Consider the following 21,753-nt stretch of genomic DNA (forward strand, 5'->3'; position numbering starts at 1 on the left):
CCAGGCGCCGATGACTCTACAATAACCGCCACTTTCCTCGGCGGCTGACATCCATGGACATCGAACTGGCACGCACCTTCCTCGAAATCACCCGCTGCGGCAGCCTGGCCGCAGCGGCCGAGAAACTGCACGTCACCCAGACCGCTATCACCGCTCGTGTCAAAAACCTTGAGAACCAGCTCGGCTGCACGCTGTTTGTGCGCAACCGCGCCGGTGCGCGCCTGACCGCCGATGGCGAGGCCTTTGTGGTGTACGCCAACCAGCTGCTGCAAACCTGGGAAGCGGCGCGGCGGGACCTGCCGTTGCCCGATGGCTATCGCAATGTGCTGCATATCGGCGGTGAGGTCAGCCTGTGCAACCCGCTGATGCTCGGTTGGGCCAAAGCGTTACGCGAACACATCCCGGGCCATGCACTGCGCACCGAGGTGCGTGAGGGCGAGTACCTGCTGCGCCAACTGGAGCTGGGTGTGCTCGACGCCGCCTTGGTGTTCCAGCCGCAATACTGGCCGGGCTTGCAGGTGGAGCAGGTGCTGGAAGAAAAACTGATCCTGGTGCAATTGGCGAGCAAACCCTCGCCTTACGTATATATCGACTGGGGCCAGGGTTTTCGCCAGCAGCATGATGCCGCCCTGCCCGACCGCGCGCGTGCCGCGCTGAGTTTCAACCTGGGGCCGCTGGCGTTGCAGTACATCCTGGAAAACGGCGGTGCCGGCTACTTCCGCACACGGGTGGTGCAAAGCTACCTGGACAGCGGCGTGATGCAGCGCGTGCCCAAGGCGCCGGAATTCAGCTTTCCGACCTACCTGGTGTATTCGCGGGCGCGGGATTCGGCGGTGTTGCAGCAAGCCCTGGAACTGCTACGCGCGGTGGTGAAGGCCGAAGGCGACTGGTCGCAACGCTGGGACCCGCTGATTTGAATCACTCTACGCCTGCGCACATGCTAGCCTGCTGGTGTTTCCCCTCGCAGCCTTACCGATGAACAAGAAAAAGTCCGTCACCATCAGCGACATTGCCAAACGGGTCGGTATGACCACCATTACGGTGTCCCGGGCCTTGAGCAAACCCGACCTGGTCAAACCCGCCACCCTGGCGCGCATTCTTGAAGTGGCACGCGAGCTGGACTACGTGCCCAACGCCTTCGCGCGCGGGCTCAAGCGCAGTGAAAGCCTGATCATCGGGGTCATCACCGCTTCGGTAGACAACCCGTTCTACAGCGAGATGATCAAGGCCATCTCCCGCGAGGCGAAAAAGCACGGCTACACCATCATGCTGGTGGACACCGATGAGCTGGAAGAACTCGAAAGCAAGGCGGTGGATACCCTGCTGGGCTACCGCGTGGCCGGGATCATCCTGTCGCCGGTCTCCGACGAGCCGAGCTACCAGCCCGACTACCTGGAACGCCTGGGCAACGGCAAGACCCCGGTGGTGCTGCTCGATCGCACGATCCACGACAGCCCGTTCAGCCGTGTGGTGCTCGACAACTACCACAGCGGCCTGCAAGCCGCACACTACCTGTTGCGCCAGACGCCGAACCTCAAGCGCCTGTTGGTGCTGACCGGCCCCGAGCACTCGCGCATCAGCGTGGAGCGCCTCAAGGGCCTGCGCGAAGTGCTGGCTGAGCACCCCGACATTCAGGTCGAGGTGCAGGCGGGCGACTACACGCTGATGCCGGCTTATCTGCATACCCTCGACTACCTGACCGCACACTCGGCGCCGGACGCGATCATGGGTTTCAACCAGTTGATCACCCTGGGTGCCCTGCGTGCGTTGCGCATGCACAATATTGCCCATGACAGCCTGACCATCTGCGGCATCGACCGCCTGCCCTTCGCCGATATCTTTGGCGTGCCCATCGCCTGCGTAGCCCATGATGCATCCCTGGCCGGCAGCAGTGCGGTGCGCCTGCTACTTGACCGCCTGCAAGACCCGCACAAGCCACGGGACAAAGTGGTCATCGCCGGGCAGTTGGAAAACGGCTAACGGCTGGTGTAGCCGCCGTCTACCGGCAGGCTGACGCCACTGATCATGTTTGCCGCGTCACTGAGCAGGAACAGCACCGGCAGCGCGACGTCCGCCGGTTGCGCAAAACGCCCCAACGGAATCGCAGCCAGCGCCGGGTCGCGCTTGGCCGGGTCGGACCAGGCCATGGCTGCCATCGGCGTCAAGGTCACGGTGGGGTTGACGCTGTTGACACGTATGCCAAAACGGCCCCACTCGGCGCATTGCACGCGGGTGATCGCGTCCAGTGCAGCCTTGGAGGCGCAGTAGCTCAGGTGATCGTCCAGCGCCACCAACGACGCCTGGCTGGAGACGTTGACGATGCTGCCGGCAATGTTCGCCTCGATCATCTTCGCCGCGACCCGGCTGGCCACTTGCGCAGCGGCGCGGGCGTTGACGCTCATCACCTGGTCGAAAGCGTTGGCGCTGATGGCAGCGGCGGGCTCCAGGCGTGAGATACCGGCGCAGTTGACCAAGCCGTGCAGGGGCGGCAAATCTTGCAGGGTTTTGTCGAGGGCGATGCTGTCAGCGATATCCACGCACAAGGTATGGCAACCCAATGCCGCCAACGCCTGGGCATCGCGACCAAGGGCGAAGACTTCAGCGCCGCTGGCGATCAGTTGCTGGGCAATTTCGCGACCGATGCCGCTGCTGGCACCGGTGACGAGGATGCGCTGGTGAGAGAAGTCGAAGGTGGTGATCATAAATAAAGATCTCAAAACCAATGAAGATCCACTGTGGGAGCTGACTTGCCTGCGATAGCGGAGTGTCAGTCTCCTTATCGGGTGCTGATACACCGCTATCGCAGGCAAGCCAGCTCCCACATTTCTGGACCGTGTTGAATCAGGTGGCTTGCAGGTTGTGCATGATGGGTTTCAGGGCCGGGTACAGCTTCAGGTATTCGGCAAATGCCCGGTCATAGGTCATGACATTCTCCCGCTTGGGCTGCGCCCGCAATTGCAACTGCACCCAGCCGGTGTCCATCTGCCCATCACTCACCAGCCCCACCGTATGTGCCGCCAACAACGCCGCGCCCAGGGCTGCTTCTACCTCCTGCACGATGGTGTACACCGGGTAGCGTGTGACGTCGGCGATGATCTGCATCCACAGGTCCGAATGGCTCGCTCCGCCTACCACAATCAGGCGCGGGTCCAGGGAGTGCGCGCCTTGAGTACCCGCTTCGATATTGTGGCGCAGGGCAAAACTCACACCCTCCAGCACCGCGCGGTACAGGTGAACGCGACTGTGGTACAGGTTGAGCCCGACAAAACTGCCGCTGGCGTGGTCATCCCATACCGGGCTGCGCTCGCCCATCAGGTAAGGCAAAAACACCACGCCTTCGCTGCCTGCCGGAATCTTCATCGCGCTCTGCTCCAACAGTGCCAGGCTGTCTTGCCCCGTGGCCTGGGCCTGCTGTTCTTCGGCCTGGCAGAACTGCTCGCGAAACCAGCTGACCGAGGCCCCGGCGGTGATCGCACCGCCGAAGATGTACAGGTCCCGGTGGCCGTTGTACACGTGGGGCATGCTCACCAAACCGTGACGTGCATCTACCTGCTGGTTCAGATAGCCCCAGCACATGCTGGTGCCGATCATCGCCACATGATTGCCTGGCTGAGTGACACCCGCCGCCAAAGTCGCCATGGCCGCGTCCACGCCCCCAGCGAGGATTGGCGTGCCCGCCTGCAAGCCCAGGCGGGCGGCCCAGTCTGCGCGCAAACCACCCACCACCTCGCCGGAATACACCAACCGCTCGGGCATCATCGACTGCGCGATACCCAGCGCATCCAGCATCTCGCCTGACCAGTTGCGCGCCGCCACATCGTAGACACCACCGATATTCCCGGCGCTGCTGTGGTCCACCGCCAACTCGCCGGTCAGGCACCAATTGATATAGCTGTTGGGCGGCAACAGGTAACGGGTATTCGCCCACACCTGGGGCTGGTGCTGCTTGAGCCAGAGCATCTTGGTGAAGCCGTAGTAGCTGTCCACCGAGTTACCGGTGATGGCGAACAAGCGCTCCAAGTCCACGTGCTCGCGCACCCAGGCCACCTGCTCGCCGGCGCGGCGGTCCATCCAGATCAGGCACGGGTGCAGCGGCGTCATCTGCGCATCCACGGCAATGCCCGAACCACCGTACAAACTGCTGATGCACAGCGCCTTGACCTGCGGCGCCGGCACCCCGGCCTTGGCCATGCACTGGGCCACGCAGGTTTGGACGGCATCCAGCCACACCTGCGGCCACTGCTCGGCCCAGCGCACTTTCGGGGTGTCCACCCGGTAGCCGTGGCTGTGCTGGGCGATGATCGTGCCCTGGGCATCCACCAGCAGCGCCTTGGTGCTCTGGGTGCCAATGTCTACACCGATGACGTAGTCCATCTCAGAGCACCGGCTTCAACAGCACCTTGATCGACTTGGTCGAATTGGCCAGTTCAAAAGCCTCGGCCCAGTCGTCCAGCGGGAAATCATGGGTGACGATGCCTTGGGAGGTGACCAGGCCACGCTCGAACAGGTCAATGGCGATCGGGTAGCAATACGGGCCCAGGTGCGCGCCGCGCACGTCGAGTTCCTTGCGGTCGCCGATGATCGACCAGTCCACGCTGGTCTCGGCGCCAAACACGCTGAACTCGACAAAGCGCCCGAGCTTGCGGATCAGGTCCAGGCCCTGGGTGACGCCGGCCGGTACGCCGGTGGTTTCGATATAGACGTCGCAGCCGTAATTCTCCGTGAGGCCGTTGATGATCTCGCGAGCGTTGTCACGGCCGGGGTTGATCACCACATCGGCGCCGAACTTTTTCGCCAGTTCCAGGCGCTCGTCGACCATGTCGATCACCACCAGCTTTTTCGGGGTCTTCAGCGCGGCGACCTGGACCATGCACAAACCCAGGGTGCCCGCGCCGGCAATCACCACCACGTCGTCGAGCTGGATATCGCCACGGTTGACGGTATGGATCGAGCAGGCCATCGGCTCCACCAGCGCCGAGTCTTCCAGGGACACCGACTCGGGGATCTTGTGCACGATGGCGGTCTTGGGAATGCGCATGTACTGGGCCATGCCGCCTTCGGCCACTTCGCGCTGGAAGCCGAAAATGTTGTGCACTTCGCACATCCAGTATTTGCCCGATTTGCAGAAGCGGCACTTGCCACACGGCACGATCTGTTCAGCGATGACCTTGTCACCGACCTTGACCTCAAAGTGCTCCTCGGCGCCCTCGCCGGCCTCGACCACGTAGCCGAAAAATTCGTGGCCCGGTACCACTGGCGCCTTGACCCAGGGGTTGTCGCCGCCCCAGAACATCGCCGCGCCCGAGTGGCACTTGCAGTCACTGGCGCAGATGCCGCAGGCAGCAATACGGATCACCAGTTCATTGGCACGCGCCTGGGGTTTGCCGATGCGCTCCAGGCGGTAGTCTTTCGGGCCGTGGCAGACGACGGCTTGCATGTGAGTGTGCTTGTCCATGTGTTCGGTCCTGTGTGGTGAGGTATTAACGATGGCGCTGACGGCTGATGAAAATCGCCAGCAAGATGATCCCGCCCTTGATCACGCTCTGGACGTAGGGCGACACGCCAAGCATGTTCAAACCGTTGTTCAACACGCCCAGCAGCATGGCGCCGAGCAAGGTGCCGATGATCACTCCGCGGCCGCCGGCAATCGACGCGCCACCCAGTACCACGGCGGCTATTGCATCGAGTTCGAACGACACGCCGGCATTCGGCTGGCCGCTCATCAAGCGCGAGGTGAGCACCAGCCCGGCAATCGCGGCGGTGAAGCCGCTGATGCCGTACACCAGCAGCTTGAAACGCGCCGCACGGACCCCGGACAAGCGCACCGCTTCTTCATTGCCGCCGATGGCATAGATGTAGCGGCCGATACGCGTGTGTTGCAGCAGTACATAAGCTGCCAGGTAGGTGATCAGCATGATCAGGATCGGCACCTGCAGGCCAAACACACTGGCGCGACCGAAGAACGCGAACCACTCTGGCAACCCCGAAATCGGGTAGCCGTCGGTGTACATCAGCCCGAACCCGCGCGCGATGCCCATGGTCGCCAGGGTGACGATGATCGGCGGCATGTGCAGGTACGCCACGAACAGCCCGTTGCCGATGCCGAAGGCCACGCCCACCAGCAGCCCGACGCCAATCGCCAGGCCCGGCGGCAACCCGGCGACCATCAGCCCGGCGGTCAAGGTGCCTGACAACGCCATCACCGGCCCCACCGACAAATCGATGCCACCGGTGAGAATCACGCAGGTCATGCCCACCGCGATGATTGCGTTGATCGACACCTGGCGGGCGATGTTGGAGAGGTTGCTGGCGGTGAGGAAGGTGTCACTGGCGAGGATCATCACCAGGGTCACCACCACCAGCCCGACAAAGGGATAAAACGCCGGCGAACGCAGCAGCCGCGCCACGTTCAGGCGCAACCGGCCGGTGCCGGCGGTGTTAATGGACGTATTCACTTGAGCCCCCTGTTGCATGGCGCATGACCTCTTGAGGATTGACGGCGGACGCTTCCAGTACCTTGACGATGGCGCCCTTGTGGAACACGGCGACGCGGTCGCACATGCCGATGACTTCGGGCAGCTCGGAGGAAATCATGATGATCGCGTAGCCCTGTTCGGTGAGGCTGCGCATCAACGCGTAGATCTGCGCCTTGGCACCCACATCGATGCCGCGTGTGGGTTCGTCGAACACCAGCACGTCGCAGTGGTGGTTGATCCAGCGGGCGATCACGACTTTTTGCTGGTTGCCGCCGCTGAGGTTCACCACAAGGCTTTCGCCACTGGGCGCCTTGATCGACAGCTGGCGCATCAGCGCTTCGACGCTGGCGCACTCGCGGGCCTTGTCGATCAGGCCCGAGGCGTTCTGATACTTGGGCAAATTGTTCAGCGAGATATTTTCGCGAATGCTGAAAGCGGTGATCAGCCCTTCGCTCTTGCGGCTTTCGGGGAGCAGGCCGATGCCGTGGGCCAGGGCTTGGGCCGGGTCATCGAGGCTGACTTTTTCCCCGCGCAGCCACACGTCTTTGCTCACCGTGGGCAGCGCGCCCATCATGCCCAGGGCCAGCTCGGTGCGGCCCGAGCCCACCAGGCCGGCGAAGCCCAGGATCTCGCCTTTGTGCAAATTGAAACGGTTGTGGGGGCCGTTGCGCACCAGCTGGATATCCTTGACCTCCAGCAGCAACGGGCCGCGTGCGGTAGTGGGTTTAGGCGGAAAACTGCACTCCAGGCGACGGCCGACCATCATCTCGACCAGGCGGTCGATGTCGCTGTCGGCCACCTCGGTGACGCCTGCATTGCCGCCGTCGCGCAGCACGCTGATGCGGTCGCAGACCTGGAAAATCTCTTCCAGGTGATGCGAGATAAAAATCACCGCCACACCCTGGCGCTTGAGTTCGCGCATGATGTCAAACAGCAACTCGGCCTCACTGGGGGTCAGCGTCGCGGTCGGCTCATCGAGCACCAGCAAGCGTGCGTCCAGGGCCAGGGCCTTGGCGATTTCGACAAACTGCTGCTCGGCCACGCTCAGGTGCTTGACCGCGCAGTGCAGGTCAATACTGACCCCGAGGCGCTTGAACAACGCCTGCGAGGCCTCGGCCATTTCGCGCTTGCGCAACAGGCCGAAGCGGTTGCTCAGCTCATGGCCCAGGAAGATATTTTCTACCGCCGTGAGGTAGGGAATCAGGCTAAATTCCTGGAACACAATGCCTATCCCGGCGGCAATTGCATCCCGATAGGTCGCAAATTTTCGGGCCTGCCCGTCGATAAGGATCTGCCCTTCGTCCTGATGCTCGACCCCGCCCAGAATCTTCATCAGGGTGGACTTGCCCGCGCCATTTTCGCCGAGCAAGGCGTGGATTTCGCCGCGCTCCACTTGCAGGTTGATGGCCTTGAGGGCCTGCACCCCCGGGTAACGCTTACAGATATTTTCCAGCTTCAGAAGACTGCTCATACCGCCGACCTCGCACTCAGAAGGAAGACCTGGGCCCCACGCATTGCGCGGGGCCTGGGGGTTTACCAGCTGAAGTCCTTGGCCTTGGCCTGGTCGATCAGGGTGATGTCCACCGGCACGCTGGCCGGTACTTGGGCGCCCCACTTCTTGGCCAGGGCAATGCCCAGGGCGAGGCGGATCTGGTCGCGGGGGTATTGGGCCGAGGTGGCGATGAAATGGCTGCCGGGTTTCTGGATCGCCTTGATCGCTTCCGGTGCACCGTCGACACTGACCAACTTTACGTCCATGCCGCTGGCTTCGATGGCCGACAGCGCGCCGAGGGAGCCATTGTCATTCACGCTGAAAATACCCTTGAGGGTGGGTTGGGCCTGCAACATGTTTTCGGTGACGGTCAGGGCCTGGTCACGCTCCTGCTTGCCGTTCTGGATGCTGACAATCTTGATGTCCGGGTGCTTGGCCACCGCCTCTTTGCAGCCGCGCACACGTTCCAGGATCGGCACCACGGCGATGCCATCAAGGATGGCGATATTGCCTTTGTCACCGATGGTTTTAGCCAGGTACTCACAGGCCTGGAAACCGGCATCGAAGTTCTTCGAGCCCACGAACGAATCCAACGGTCCATCTGCCTGGGCATCCACCGCCACCACTACGACGCCGGCAGCATGGGCCGACTTGACGGCCGATTGCACGCCGACCGAATCAGTGGGGTTGATCAGCAGGATGTCGATGCCCTTTTGCAGCATGTCTTCGACATCACTGACCTGCTTGGACACGTCGTGGCGGGCGTCGGTGATGATCAGCTTGGCACCGATGGTCGCGCCGGCTTCTTCCAGGGCATTTTTCATGGTGACGAAATAGGGGTTGTTGATTTCCTGGAACGAGGCGCCGATGCGGATGGGCTTGGCGGCGTCGGCAAACGCGGGGGTCGCGCTGCCCAGGGTAATGCTGGCAGCCAGTAAACACAGGGTTTTTGGGAGCATTTTCATGGCGTGGGTCTCTGTTTTGTTTTTATTTTTAGAGCAAATGTTATCGTTAACATTTTGCCAGAAACTAACAAGTAATTCAGACCTGTGCAAGTCTCCGCTGGTCGGCAGTGGTCAAAATGTGGGCGCGGGCGTGCCCTGTTGTAGGAGCGAGCTTGCTCGCGAAAAACTCACAGGCGCTGCGTTTATTCAGGAAGCCCGCGTTATCGTTGACATTTTTCGCGAGCAAGCTCACTCCTACAGGGGGCAAGGGTTGCCAGTAAAAACTCGCACATCCGCCTAAGCCAACTAAGCTCAGCCTCAAATAAAAACACAGCGAGCAGCCGGCCATGTCCCACCCAACCGAGACTTTCCGCGACCGTTACCGCGCAAACGTTAACCCGCATTACAACCCCTGGCTGCATGCCGCGTTCGTCCTCGGTTACGGCATCGCCTGCATCACGCTGGCCTGGTCGTCAACCACCGATATCACTGCCCTGCAGTGGCTGACCGTGCCCCTGACCCTGCTGTTCTTCAACCTGTGCATTTACCTCGTGCACCGCCACCTGGGCCATCACAAACATGCGTTCGCCCGGCTGTTCTACGCACGCCACACTGGTGACCACCACAGTTTCTTCACCCCCGATCACATGACCTACGACAGCCCCCGGGACTGGCGCGTCATTCTATTTCCGGCCTGGCTGATCGTACTGCACAGCCTGGCCATCACCCTTCCCGCCTGGTGGCTGCTCAGCCAACTGAGCCCCAACGTTGCCGGGTTGTTTGCCGGATGCATGATCCTCGGTTACCTGCTCTACGAAGTGTTCCACGCCTGCGAACATCTGCCTGCCGAACACCCGTTGGCGCGCCTGCCTTGGATTCGCCAGATGCACCGCCTGCACGCCTTGCATCACCGTCGTGAGCTGATGCAGGGGCGTAACTTCAACATCGTGCTGCCGTTGATGGACTATCTGTTTGGCACTTTGCATTGGGAACCCACAGTAAAAAAAAGGGGCAGTCCAACTGGACTGCCCCCCGCTTCACACACATAGATCAATCAGCGCACGATGGTCTGGCTGCAGATGTGGCCGAGGCTGACGTATTGGACGGTATTGCCACCCACGCCCACACCAGGGAACTCCCTGAGCTCGATGCGCCAGCCGCCCTCGTTGAACCAGGTTTCCCAGTTGTAAGTCTGGCCCGAGCCGCTGTCCGGGTACCGCACTTTGTAGTCCCCAGAGCAGGTGCCCAGCGCGACATTCCCCGAGGCTGCACCGGTGATGCCGGTCTTGGCCTCATAGTCGACCCAGTTGTAAGTGCCGCCAAAATGCTTGTCGACACGCAGTACAGGGGTGACGCCGCGCAGGGGCTCGCCAGTGCTGTCTGACCACTGGGTGCTCCAGCTCAGATTGCGGGCCGCCTGGGTGGCCAGTTGGAAGATCGAGCTGGGGATGCGCACCACGTTATCGCCGTTCACATTGTGCTGGTTCAGGCGTGGCGCCGAGCCGAGGGTCAGCTTGTATTGAGCCTGAGGGTTCAATGCCACCGCCGGGTTGGCCCGTACACGCACCTTGACTGTGTAGCCCGGCGTCAGGTTGGGATAGGTGGAGGTAGAGCCCTGCGGGACTTCCACCCACTGGGTGCCATCGAACCGTTCGAAGATCCACTGGTTACGCGTACCCGCACCGTCATCGCCCAGGAACATGCCCACACCTTGGCCACGCAACGAGACGAAGGAGAAGTAATCCACGTCATTGACGCTGTCGAGGTTACCGGTCACCTGGTTCAAGGCATCCGGCAGCGCGAACGCGGTTTGCTCAGTGTCGTTGGGCTCGTAGGCATCCACATTGCTGTCCACTGCCACACCGAAACTGAACTGCGAGTTGCTCGCGGTATTGGCCACCATGAACCAGTAGTAGTCACCGGCCGGCAACACGCCGTTGAGGTATTCATCGGCACTGCCAGGGTTATCCGAGGTGCCCAACGGCGTCAGGTTGCCTTGGCCGTCGTCATGGAACAGCGTCAACGACATATCCGTCCCGGCACTCTGGTTCAGCAGCTGTACCTGGATTCGCGCGTTTTTCGGCAGGTTGAAGTGGTAAGCGATTTGCGCGCCGGTCTCCACACCGGTGAGGGTATAAAGGGTATTGATATCCAGGGTGGGAAACAACGGCGTGAAGGCTGCAACCGCGGCTTGTTTCATGTGCGCCGAGTCAGGTTTTTCCAGCTGGCCAACCGGGGAGTCAATCGCCGCATTACCGACGGCCGCCTTGCTTTTTTTGACGACGTTGGACTGCCCGGCCTTGGCGGCATTGAGCTTTTGCTTGAGTTCGCCCGAAACGCTGGCCTTTTCCAGCGTACCGCCAGGTTTCAACGCTTTGTCCACGGCCTGCTTGACCGCCTGTGCGCTGAGTTTTGCCGGGGTTTGCTCGGCCAGGGCAAAGGCCGAAACGAAGCAAGAGGCCGCCATGGCCGCGCCCAGAATGAAGGCTTTTTTCGATTTCATTTTTTATCCATCCATAGTTAAAAAATTGAAGCTCAGGTAACCGGTGACATCCGGTCACCTGGGATGGACTGTAGGACAAAGCTGTATGCATGTACAGTGTTTTTTCTGCCTCCTTTTATGGAATTGGGATATCACACCATCTGCGCCAAACCTCCCACACAATCATCTCGATGAAACAAACATCCGCGAGGCGATACGGCCACAAGGCCCAGCGCTTAAGCGTCAAGGGGACAGACGCCAGCTCGGCTTCGGTCACAAGGCCTGCCTTCAGAAAAGCTTTCGGCCCTGACAGGATGTCGATCATCAGGCTCATGCGATGATATCTATCGATCGGATCATATCCTTCCCTGAAACGCTTATGCCTAAGAACCTTCTCGTTCTCACTGAAGTAACTTTCCAGTTCATCCAGCTTTGCGTATTCAGCAAACACTATCAGTACGAAGACGACAAACACCCAAGCGAACATCACAATGCTATATACAAGAAAAAGGGACATCGTTATGTTCCCTCGGGTTGGAATATCAGATCGCCGTCGACTTCCAATATTCTTCCCCCCAAAAACCCACCAAACTCACCAAAAAAAGCGCCTCCCGCAGCCCCGCCCGCAGCCCCTCCGATAATTCCACAAGCCAGTTCACCGTTGCCTTTCAGTGAAACACCCAATGCAATTCGGCATGCACTGCGGGCAATAGTTGCGCCACGCTTGCCCAAAACAGCAGCCCCTAATACTCCACCTACCAACCTACCCGTCTCCACATACTTCGCCCGCCGACACTGTGCCTCCCTTCCCACCACGCACGCCTCCTTGATTTCCAAACTCGCCACGCCGACATCCAGAGCCAGCCCCACATAAGTCCCCTTTCCCAGCCATTTCGACGCCTGCGCAATTGCTCCGATCCGCTGCGCATACCCCGCTATCTCGCCTTTATGCAGATAGCTCTTGGTCGAAACCCCAAGCACCTTTTTCAATGACTGATTCCCCCGCAGCCCCGTCCCAAACCGCGCTGCACCTTGCAGTTGCATGTTCAAGTTGCCGAACAGAATCTGCCGCTGGCGAACAAACTCAACCCGATCCAAGCCACCACCCTTCAACCGATGATGTAACTGTTCAATCGACTCGAGCGTGAGCACCACCTCATCCAGATGTCGCCCCCACGCCGATGTCGCACTGCCCACTCCTATCGAGCCATATCCCAACAGGCTCTGCAGCAGGTCGTAGTCATTGATCGCTGCTGCTCCAGCCGATGTATCCAGTGCCAGTCCCCGGCGAATCTCTTCGGCATAACGCATCAACCAGGCTTCCTCTGCACTGCAAGTAATGCTGTAGTTATCCGGGATAATCACCAACTGCCCTGGCGTCACCAGCCCATGGCGCAGGTGCCTATTCAATACATTGAAATGATCAGAACGCTGCAGACTCAACGCCCCACCCATCAGCCGGGATTTCAAACTGAGGTAGTCCGTGGTGCGGTCGTTGAGGTATGCCTGCGCCATGCCTTACATCTCGAATGCCATGAAGATGGCATCGAAATATAAGCAAGCGCCTACAGCCCGGACACAAGCAGGCGGGGGTCAAAAAGTACGTTTGGGAAGTTGCCTACACAGCAAAAGATGAACGCCTACAGAAAGCGCCCCTAATACCCCGTCATCTCCAAATACCCTACCCCACCCTCAAACCGCACCGGCCCTTCCCAGTACGGAATACCCAGGTCCATCCACGCCTTCGGGTTGACGGCTTCGGTGGTGATGTACAGCTGTTTGCCGGGAATTTTCAGCGACCAGCGTGTGGGAATGTTGCGCCCGTCGATGGCCGTGGTGGTCAGCGGTGTGAGTTGGATGTCGCTGTTGTGCAAGGTCTCGGTGTGGCCCTGGGCGTCGATCCAGGTGCCGGTGAGGTAACCGTCGCTGTCTTTCTGCCGCACGCGAAACAGCATCAGCTGCGCGCCGCGGTCCAGGTGCAGGGAGAACCAGTCCCAGCCGGTCTGGCTGGCGGCCAGGGGTTGGCTGCTCCACTCGCGGTCGAGCCAGGCTGGGCCGCTGACCTGGTAGGTGTGGCCGTCGAGGCTGACGCTGCCGCTGGCGGTGAAAAACGGCTGGCTGTAGTAGTACGACGCCTGGCCCTGGTCGGATTTGCGGCTGTAGCCATGCTCGCCTTGCAGTACCAGCGGGCGGCTGGAGGTCAGGTGCAGGTCGTAGGCAAATTGCGCGCCGCTGGCCTTGAGTTGCATGTCGGCCAAGGGGCTGGCGGCGCCGGGGCGGCTGGCGAAGGTCCAGTCGTCGATCCAGGCGTTGAACGGCAGCGCCTGTGCCCCGGCTTGCCCCACGCCACCCCGGGCCAAGCGTTCGGCAGCGTAGTGGCGGGTGGCCGAGGTGACGGCGGCGTGGCCGAGCCACACGGTTGAATCGCGCCAGCCCGGTTCAACAGGGCCGGCCTTCAACGCGTTGCGAAACAGCGTCCATTGCACGCCGAAGACATTGCCTTGGGCATCCTTGAGGTTGGCAGTGACGTACCACCATTCGATACGAAAGCCGTCATGGGGCCCATGGTCCTCAGGGAAGCTGAAGACTTTGCCGGGCACCACCTGGGCAAAGTCCGCCGCATTGCTACCCAGCCCGGCGAAACTGTCCTCGGGTGCGGGCGCCTGGTCGCACCCGCTCAGCAGTAACCAGGCGATGCACGCCAATGCCTTAATCTTCATGGGCGAACGTCCTCAACAAATCCGCCGGGCGGCTGCGGTACAACTGCCATAAAGGCCAGGCCGACGCCAGCAAGGTGGCAAGCATCGCCAGCCCCAGCAATTGCGCAAGCTGCCCGGGGAAGACCTGCAGTGGCAGGCGCCAGCCGAAGGCCTGCACGTTGATCACCGCATCCAGGCACCACGCCAGCAACAGCCCCAGCGGCAACGCCAGAATCAACGTGAGTACCGCCAGCAGCCAGGTCTGGCCGAGGTTGAGCAGCATCAATTGTCGGCGCGTCACGCCCAGTGCCCACAACGGCGCGAGCTGGCCGAGGCGGCTTTGGCTCTGGGTCAGCAGGCTGATGAACAACGCCACGCCGGCGACGCCAAGGGTCAGGCTGTTCAACGCGGCAGTGGCGGCGAAGGTGCGTTCGAAGACCTGGCTGGACCAGCCCTTGAGTTGCTGTTGGTCGACGATGCGACTGTCTTCCAGGGCAAACTCACGCTGCACTTCACGGATCAGCGGCGGCACGTCGGCTGGCGCCACCCGCAGGTTGAAGCGTGCCGGTGAGAGCGTCGGCCAATGCACCAACAGGTGCCGGGCGTTGACCAGCAGATGGCCCTTGGGGTTGCCGTAGTCGGCATAAATGCCGACGATCTTCGGCGCCCAGATGCCCTGCGGGGTGGGGATGGAAACCGTATCGCCCAGTTGCACCTTCAGGCGTCGCGCCAGTTGTTCGCTGAGCATCAGGCTATCGTCTTGCAGCAAGCGGTCCCAGGGCGCGTCCACCGCCTCCAGCAGCGGCCAGTGTTGACGATAAGTGGGGTTGTCGACCACGCCGAACACCTCCGCAGGCCAGCCTTGCAGTTGTACTGACACCTGCCAGGCGGGCAATACGGCCTGCACCAGGGGTTGGCGGGTCAACCACGTTTTCAGTTGCTCAGCCTGCTGTGGATTTTGCGGGTTGAGGTACAGCTCGGCGGTGAGGCGTTGCTCCAGCCAATGGGTGAAGGTCTGGCGAAAGCCCGAGGTCATGGAGCCGGCGCCGATATTCGCCGCCAGGGCCAACAGCAACGCCATCAGCGCCAGGCTCAAGGCCGGCAGCTGTTGGCGACAATCGGCCAGGAACCACTGGCCCAGCACCGAGCGGCTGCGCCCCAGCACCGCTTTCAATAACCCGTTGAGCAGCACCGGTAACGCCAACGCCGCGCCCAACAGCAAGGCCGCCATCAGCACAAACCCGGCGGCCAGGCTATCGCCCAGCCACAGCGCCAACAGCGCGATCGTCAGGGCCACGGACGCCACCCATCCCTGGCGCCGCAGCCAGCGCCCATGGGCTTGATGCCAGGCCTGGGCGTTGGCCAGCGCCAGTAACGGCAAACGCGCTGCGCGCCACAGGCTGCTGGCCCCGGCGAGCAACGCGCCGAGCAGGCTCACGCCCAGGCCGGCCAGCCACCACCAGGGGCTCAAGTTCAATTGGCCAGCGACTTCGGCGCCGTACAGGCCACGCAAACTGGCGGCGACATCCGGCAGCAACAGGCTGGCCAGCAGGTAGCCGCTGGCGATACCGAGCACACCGCTCAACACCGCCAAAGCGCCCAATTCGAGGCCCAGGCTCAGGATCAGCATGCGTGCGCTGACCCCACAGGCGCGCAGGGTTCGCAGCAGGCCACGGCGCTGTTCCAGGGCCAGGCCGATGGCCGCATGCACGATAAACAGCCCCACCACAAAGGATAAAAAACCCACCGCGTCCAAGTTCAGGTGAAAGCTTTCGGTGAGGCGTGACAGGTTGCTGTCCTCGCCCTGCTTGAGTTGCAACGCGGCAGGTGGCGTGGGGTGGCGGGCGGCGAAGGTGTTGTCCAACAGTAAGCTCGACAGGCGCCCGGGCATGTTGAGCAGGGGTTGGGCAAAAGCGATATCGGTCAGCAGTAGGCCGGGCGCCATATCGGCCTGTACCTGCAACGGTGGCAGGCGTTGCCCGGTGGACGTCAGTGGCTGCTCACCCGCCTGCAAGCCCAGCGCCTCTAACGTTTGCGCAGCGACCCAGGTACGCCCCGGCGGCTCGAAAAACGCCAGCATCTGCGCCTGGCTCAAGCGTTGCCCCGCCACGCTGCCGCTGCCGGGCAACGACACCGGGTCGATGCCCATCAATTGCAGACGCTGTTGCTCACGCCCCTGGAGCACCACCCGCCCCTGCACCACCGGGGATACCGGCCAGCCGGCGCGACGCAGCTCGGCAAACAGTGCTTGGGGGAAACTGGCGGCGTCCGGCGCAATCAGGCTGGCTTGAGGTTCGCCACCGATCAATTGGCTGGCGCGTGCGTAGCTGTCCCGCGCCTGGCTGTTGAGGGCCTGCACGCCGGTCAGTAGCGCGGTGGCCAGCCACAGGCCGGTGAGCACGCTGAAAAATTGCACCGGATGACGCCGCCAGTGGCTCAGCAAAGCGCGCAGCGTCCAGTAAAACAGCGCCATTTCAGCGCGCGCCCATCGGCACGACACGCCCACGGTGCAGCACCACTTGCCGGTCAAGCCGTGCGGCGAGGCGCGGGCTGTGGGTGACCATCAGCAGGCTGGTGGGGCTGTCCCGCAGCAGGTCCAACAGCAGTTGCAGCACTTCATCGCTGGTGGCTTCGTCGAGGTTGCCGGTGGGTTCATCGGCCAGCAACAAACCCGGTCGCGAGGCCAGCGCCCGCCCGACGGCAACCCGTTGCTGCTGGCCACCGGAGAGTTGCTCGGGGTAACGCCGCAGCAAGTCGCCCAGCCCCAGGCGTTCCACCAATTGCGCTTGCCAGTGCGGGTCGAAACGCCCCGCCAGCCGCGCCTGGAACGCCAGGTTGTCTTCCACGCGCAAGCTGCCGATGAGGTTGAACTGCTGGAAGACCAGGCCGATTTGCGTGCGGCGCCAATGGGCCAGTTGCCCTTCGTTGAGTTGGTCCAGGCGCTGCTCGCCGATGCGGATGCTGCCGGCGTCCACTCGGTCCAACCCGGCCACCAGGTGCAGCAAGGTGCTTTTGCCACTGCCCGATTCGCCCATCAGCGCCAGGCTGCTGCGCGCACCCAGGTACAGGTCGACGCCGGCCAGGACGGTCAGCGGGCCTTGCGGGGTCGCGTAGTTTTTAACAACACCTTGCACCTGCAACATAAGAACGCTCATCTGAAGGACCCGCAATGAGAATAACGGCTGACGCTCCTGCCCACGCAAATTTTTCACATGGATTTCACCGTCTGCCCATCCACCGAACTTTAAAGTGCCCGCCAACTCGTGGTAATTCACAACTTATTAGTTAATCCAAGTGACACTCTTAACATGCAAGTGTTCAGCAAAAAGACAGCAGTGCTGTGACAGTCTCCTGCCTCACTAAGGGCAACTGCCCCGTCGTGCAACCTTTTTATAAACACAATAAACAGTGCCGAGGATGAACCGCGTGGCAGACATGATCCTGGCCAACCCGCAACCCAAAAGGTCAAGGTTAAAACGCCTGAGAAAATACCGCCTGCACCTGCTTGGCATCAGCGTTACCGCCTTGTTGTTGGCGGGCTTTTTATTCTGGCCCAGCTCGCCCCTGGACCTGGGCGTGGGCAATCGCCTGGTGACCTCCGGGGTGCTCGCCAGTTGGCGCGAGGGTGAGCTGGTAGTGCTGGTGCGCCATGAAGAGCGCTGTGACCGCTCGGCCAACCCCTGCTTCGGCCCCGCCGATGGCCTGACCATCAACGGTACTGAACGCGCCGTCGAACTGGGCAAAGCCTTTGATTCATTGGGCATGGCCCTGACCGACGTGCTCAGCAGCCCCACCACGCGAACCGCCCAGACGTCACTGTTCATGTTCGGCAAGACCGAGCTGTCCCCCGGCCCGCTGGCCATCTGCGGCGACGCCATGGGCGACGAAATCCTCAGCCACAAACAGCCGGGGCGCAACCTGATGCTGATCACCCACAGCGCCTGCATGAGCGACTTCCAGACCAGCCTGGGTTTCCCTCACGCAGCCGCTGCAGAGTACGGCAGCGCACTGTTCGTCAAGGTGCTGCCCAACGGCACCTTCAAGGCCATGGGCACCATGAACAGCGAAGAGTGGACCGCCGCACTTAAACAACTTTAATTACACTTGTTTACATATTAAGCCGCGAGACGTTCAGCAAAACGACAGCCCCCCTCTGGCATGTTTAGTCGCGCCTGGTAGTTAAGTTTTCCTACAACAACTTAGTGACCCTTACGATGCTTCATCCTATTAAATTAATACCGACATTGCCCCTGCTTGAACGTTATGGAGCGATGTGCGTATGCCCCGCGTAAACCCTCTGTCCTGGCTCTTGCTGGGCGTTGCCGTGTTCTTCCTGTTGCCCCTGGGCTTTCACGGTTTATGGACGCCGGACGAAACCCGCTACGCCCAGGTCAGCCAGGAAATGCTGATGAGCGGCAACTGGGTGGCGCCGCACTTCATGGGCGTGCGTTATTTCGAGAAGCCCGCCGCCGGCTATTGGCTCATCGCCCTTGGCCAGGCGGTATTCGGTGAAAACCTGTTCGGTGTGCGCATCGCCTCGGTCCTGAGTACAGGCCTGAGCGTGGTGCTGGCCTACCTGCTCGCCCGTCGTTTGTGGAACGACCCACGCAAGAGCTTTGCCTGCGCCCTGCTCTACATGAGCTTCGGCCTGGTGGCCGGGCAAGCCGGGTATGCCAACCTCGACCCGCAATTCACCCTGTGGGTGAATCTGAGCCTGATGGCGATGTGGTTTGCCCTGGACTGCCGCACGCCACGCGAACGCCTGTGTGCCTGGGCAGTGTTGGGCGTGGCCTGCGCCATGGGATTCATGACCAAGGGGTTCCTGGCCTGGCTGTTGCCGGTCTTGATCGCCGTTCCCTACCTGGTCTGGCAACGTCGCGTCGGTGAGTTGATGCGCTACGGGCCGCTGGCGGTGCTGGTTGCCGTACTGGTATGCCTGCCATGGGCCCTGGCGATCCACCTGCGGGAACCGGATTACTGGCATTTCTTTTTCTGGCATGAGCACATCCGCCGCTTTGCCGCCGACAACGCACAGCATGCGCGGCCGCTGTGGTTCTTTTTGCCGATCATGGTGGTGGCGTGCCTGCCGTGGGCCGCCTTGCTACCCGGCACCCTGCTAAAAACCTGGCAGGAAAAGCGCCAGCCGGCGATTGCCTTTCTCGCCCTGTGGCTGCTGCTGCCCCTTGGCTTTTTCAGCCTGAGCAAAGGCAAATTGCCGACCTACATCATGCCGTGCCTGTTGCCCCTGGCCTTGTTGATGGGCCACGGTTTGATCGACCTGATCAAGCAAGGCAAGGTCCGCACCCTAGTCATCAACGGCGCGCTCAATTTCGTGCTTGGCATGACGGCCATGGTGGCGCTGATCTACCTGCAAATCACCCGCCCGCTGTATGGCAATAGCCATGCGGAGATGTTCAACCTGTCCCTGACGTTTATCGTGCTGCTGGGCTGGATCCTCGCCAACCTGCTGCAAGCGGTGCGCCCGCTGACGTTGTGGGCGATGCCCGCCCTGGGCATTGGTTTGCTGGTGGCACTGCTGCCGGCGGGCATGCCGGCCCTGATCGAAGATAACGAGATGCCCGACCAATTCGTGCTGGAACATCTGGACGAACTGCAACCTACCCGTGCTTTGCTGAGCAATGACCTGGGCCTGGCATCGGCCTTGACCTGGCGCCTGCGCCGGCCCGACGTGGCGTTTTATAACACCCAGGGTGAGTTACGCTACGGCTTGAACTACCAAGACGCGGCACAGCGCAAGGTCACGCCGGATAGCGTCCAGGCCTGGTTGGCCGAGGCCCGCCAACACGGGTCGGTCGGCGTGCTGATGCAGGTCAAGAGCACCAGCGAACACCGCGAAGAAGGGCAGTTGCCCCCCGGCGGCAAACGCTATCGCAAGGGCAACCTGGTGCTGACGATCTACCCCCAACAACCTTGAATGCAGCGCCTGCCACAGGGAACATCCCATGAGTTTCTGGAAAACCGAACGCGGCGCCCTGGTGTTACTGCTGGGCACCTCGGCCTTGCTGCTCTTGCTGGGCCTGGGCAGCCGCGACCTGTGGGGGCCGGAAACGCGCTGGGCGAATATCGCCTTGCAGATGTTGCAAAGCGGCGACTATTTCGACCCGTATCTCAAAGGCACGCCGTATTACGACAAACCCCTGCCCTCCTACTGGCTGATCACCGGGCTTGCCCATCTGCTCGGCGGCCTCGGCCCGTGGTCGCTGCGCCTGTCATCGGTGCTTGCCGCGTGGTTGAGCATCTGGCTGGTGTACCTGATCGGTGAACGCCTGTTTCGCAAAGGCACTGGGCTGATCGCCGGGTGGATGCTCGCCACCACCTTCTATTTCCTGTTCTGGGCCCGCGTGGCCACCGCCGATGTACTCACCGTGTGTGGCGTATTGGCAGCGGTGTGGTGGTATTGGCGTGGGCCGGATGACACGCGGCTGGGGCGCTACACGGTGTTTTTCCTGTTGCTGGCCGCCACCTCGCTGTTCAAAGGCTTGATCGGAGTGGTGCTGCCAGGGTTGGTACTGCTGCCACACCTGCTCAGCGAACACCGCTACAAACGCCACCTCAACCTGCGCCTGGTGCTGGCCCTGCTCATCGCCGGCGTGGTGTATGCGATTCCCTTTGTGCTGTCCCACCGCTACGGCGCCCCCACTTACGGCGAGAGCGGCCTGGAACTGGTGTTCCGCGAAAACGTGGTGCGCTTCTTCGACCCCTTCGACCATATGGGGCCGATCTACACCTACCTGATTTACCTGCCGGTCTACACCCTGCCCTGGGCACCCTGCTGGTTACTTGGCCTGTGGCTGGCCGTGCGCAACTGGCGCAGGGCGCCGCCCAACGTGCGCTGGCTGGTGTGGGGCCTGGGCCTGTTGTTTGTATTCTTCACCGCCAGCGGCAGCCGCCGCAGCTACTACGTGTTGCCGCTGGCGCCCTTTGCCCAACTGCTCGGTGCCTGGTGGCTGAGTGAACGCCTGCGCAAAAAACCTTCAAGCTGGCCGCGCTGGCAAACAGGCTTTGGCCTCAGCGCGGGCCTGCTCTTGCTGGTGCTGGGCGTGATCTACCCCTGGACCAACGGCAACGGCGGCGTTACCCGCTTCGCCACCGACCTGCAAGCCCAGGCGGAGAAAAGCGCGCCCTGGAACCAATGGCAACTGGTGCTGGTAGAGGTCGACAACAAGCTGCCCATGTACCTGCAAAACCACGGCAAGCCTTTCTACTACGTCAGCGAAAGCCAGGACTTCCCGCGCCAGGGCGACAGCGCCGCGTTCATGGCCTGGCTGGAGAAAACCAGCGGCCAGGGGTTTGATCCGCAACGCACGATAATCGTCGCGCAGTATTCCAAGGACGAGCCGACGCCGTTGGCGTTTCTGGGGGTGGACCATCAGGTGGTGACGACCCAGCCGGATAATGGGGAGCGGTTGTTCAGGGCGCGTGAGGGAGGGAGTGTGGCGTTTGTTCCGGGGATACGCTGAGGCACTGTGCTTGCTGGCCTTTTTCATGGCGAAGATTCTGGCGGTGTGGCATTTGTTGGCGATAGCCAAGACTAAGGTGGATCGGTCTCTGTAGGAGCGAGCTTGCTCGCGAAAAACTCACAGGCGCCGCGTTTATTCAGGAGGCACGCGTTATCGTTGAGGTTTTTCGCGAGCAAGCT

18 protein-coding genes are annotated in these 21,753 nt (G+C 61.7%); 6 read left to right on the forward strand and 12 right to left on the reverse strand.

Annotation, left to right across the window (positions count from 1 at the left end):
- Positions 1-53 precede the first annotated feature (53 nt).
- Together ODQ19_RS12775 and ODQ19_RS12780 are read left to right on the forward strand one after the other, a co-directional pair.
- Positions 54-917 (forward strand): LysR family transcriptional regulator, encoded by an 864-nt coding sequence (locus tag ODQ19_RS12775; protein ID WP_014719042.1) that lies wholly within the window; start codon positions 54-56, stop codon positions 915-917.
- A 58-nt stretch (positions 918-975) separates the two neighbouring features.
- Positions 976-1,980, forward strand: coding sequence for a LacI family DNA-binding transcriptional regulator (locus tag ODQ19_RS12780; RefSeq protein WP_116667797.1), 1,005 nt, complete (start codon positions 976-978; stop codon positions 1,978-1,980).
- Here the strand turns inward: ODQ19_RS12780 and ODQ19_RS12785 are convergent.
- The 6 genes from ODQ19_RS12785 to ODQ19_RS12810 all read right to left on the reverse strand — a co-directional run bounded on the left by ODQ19_RS12785 (position 1,977) and on the right by ODQ19_RS12810 (position 8,933).
- A complete protein-coding gene (locus tag ODQ19_RS12785) occupies positions 1,977-2,702 on the reverse strand; it encodes an SDR family oxidoreductase (protein ID WP_116667796.1) in 726 nt (241 codons plus the stop codon). The genes ODQ19_RS12780 and ODQ19_RS12785 overlap by 4 nt on opposite strands.
- A 139-nt stretch (positions 2,703-2,841) precedes the next feature.
- Positions 2,842-4,374 carry an FGGY-family carbohydrate kinase gene (locus ODQ19_RS12790; protein ID WP_116667795.1) on the reverse strand — a complete coding sequence of 511 codons (1,533 nt, stop codon included), beginning with the start codon at positions 4,372-4,374 and terminating at the stop codon, positions 2,842-2,844.
- Between the two features lies 1 nt (position 4,375).
- Positions 4,376-5,455: an alcohol dehydrogenase catalytic domain-containing protein gene (locus tag ODQ19_RS12795; RefSeq protein WP_116667794.1), complete on the reverse strand. Its 1,080-nt coding sequence runs from the start codon at positions 5,453-5,455 to the stop codon at positions 4,376-4,378.
- Between the two features lie 25 nt (positions 5,456-5,480).
- Positions 5,481-6,473: an ABC transporter permease gene (locus ODQ19_RS12800; protein WP_116667815.1), complete on the reverse strand. Its 993-nt coding sequence runs from the start codon at positions 6,471-6,473 to the stop codon at positions 5,481-5,483.
- Positions 6,439-7,947 (reverse strand): sugar ABC transporter ATP-binding protein, encoded by a 1,509-nt coding sequence (locus ODQ19_RS12805; RefSeq protein WP_330210211.1) that lies wholly within the window; start codon positions 7,945-7,947, stop codon positions 6,439-6,441. The genes ODQ19_RS12800 and ODQ19_RS12805 overlap by 35 nt, the downstream gene beginning before the upstream one ends.
- 62 nt (positions 7,948-8,009) lie before the next feature.
- Positions 8,010-8,933, reverse strand: a complete 924-nt coding sequence (locus ODQ19_RS12810; RefSeq protein ID WP_014719049.1) for a substrate-binding domain-containing protein — start codon at positions 8,931-8,933, stop codon at positions 8,010-8,012.
- A 326-nt stretch (positions 8,934-9,259) separates the two neighbouring features.
- Between ODQ19_RS12810 and ODQ19_RS12815 the strand changes: the two genes are divergently transcribed.
- Positions 9,260-9,961, forward strand: a complete 702-nt coding sequence (locus ODQ19_RS12815; protein WP_330210212.1) for a sterol desaturase family protein — start codon at positions 9,260-9,262, stop codon at positions 9,959-9,961.
- 5 nt (positions 9,962-9,966) lie between these two features.
- Here ODQ19_RS12815 and ODQ19_RS12820 read toward each other — a convergent pair whose 3' ends face one another.
- From ODQ19_RS12820 to ODQ19_RS12845, 6 genes are all read right to left on the reverse strand, one after another.
- Positions 9,967-11,415 carry a hypothetical protein gene (locus ODQ19_RS12820; RefSeq protein ID WP_330210213.1) on the reverse strand — a complete coding sequence of 483 codons (1,449 nt, stop codon included), beginning with the start codon at positions 11,413-11,415 and terminating at the stop codon, positions 9,967-9,969.
- 115 nt (positions 11,416-11,530) lie between these two features.
- A complete protein-coding gene (locus tag ODQ19_RS12825; protein WP_116667789.1) occupies positions 11,531-11,911 on the reverse strand; it encodes a hypothetical protein in 381 nt (126 codons plus the stop codon).
- A 2-nt stretch (positions 11,912-11,913) separates the two neighbouring features.
- On the reverse strand, positions 11,914-12,909 hold the full coding sequence (locus ODQ19_RS12830) for a hypothetical protein (RefSeq protein ID WP_330210214.1): 996 nt from the start codon (positions 12,907-12,909) through the stop codon (positions 11,914-11,916).
- Positions 12,910-13,049: 140 nt separating this feature from the next.
- A complete protein-coding gene (locus ODQ19_RS12835; RefSeq protein WP_330210215.1) occupies positions 13,050-14,114 on the reverse strand; it encodes a lipocalin-like domain-containing protein in 1,065 nt (354 codons plus the stop codon).
- Positions 14,104-16,566 carry an ABC transporter permease gene (locus ODQ19_RS12840; RefSeq protein ID WP_330210216.1) on the reverse strand — a complete coding sequence of 821 codons (2,463 nt, stop codon included), beginning with the start codon at positions 16,564-16,566 and terminating at the stop codon, positions 14,104-14,106. The genes ODQ19_RS12835 and ODQ19_RS12840 overlap by 11 nt, the downstream gene beginning before the upstream one ends.
- 1 nt (position 16,567) lies before the next feature.
- Positions 16,568-17,236 (reverse strand): ABC transporter ATP-binding protein, encoded by a 669-nt coding sequence (locus tag ODQ19_RS12845; protein WP_116667785.1) that lies wholly within the window; start codon positions 17,234-17,236, stop codon positions 16,568-16,570.
- A 274-nt stretch (positions 17,237-17,510) separates the two neighbouring features.
- Between ODQ19_RS12845 and ODQ19_RS12850 the strand changes: the two genes are divergently transcribed.
- The 3 genes from ODQ19_RS12850 to ODQ19_RS12860 all read left to right on the forward strand — a co-directional run bounded on the left by ODQ19_RS12850 (position 17,511) and on the right by ODQ19_RS12860 (position 21,574).
- A complete protein-coding gene (locus tag ODQ19_RS12850) occupies positions 17,511-18,191 on the forward strand; it encodes a histidine phosphatase family protein (protein WP_330210217.1) in 681 nt (226 codons plus the stop codon).
- Positions 18,192-18,372: 181 nt separating this feature from the next.
- The gene (gene arnT, locus ODQ19_RS12855) at positions 18,373-20,028 is read left to right on the forward strand and encodes a lipid IV(A) 4-amino-4-deoxy-L-arabinosyltransferase (protein WP_330210218.1); all 1,656 of its coding nucleotides are present in this window, start codon (positions 18,373-18,375) and stop codon (positions 20,026-20,028) included.
- A gap of 28 nt (positions 20,029-20,056) precedes the next feature.
- The gene (locus ODQ19_RS12860) at positions 20,057-21,574 is read left to right on the forward strand and encodes an ArnT family glycosyltransferase (protein WP_330210219.1); all 1,518 of its coding nucleotides are present in this window, start codon (positions 20,057-20,059) and stop codon (positions 21,572-21,574) included.
- The last annotated feature ends 179 nt before the right edge of the window (positions 21,575-21,753 follow it).

The organism is Pseudomonas sp. AM4(2022) (genome assembly GCF_036346515.1).
GTDB classification, from domain to species: domain Bacteria; phylum Pseudomonadota; class Gammaproteobacteria; order Pseudomonadales; family Pseudomonadaceae; genus Aquipseudomonas; species Aquipseudomonas paracarnis.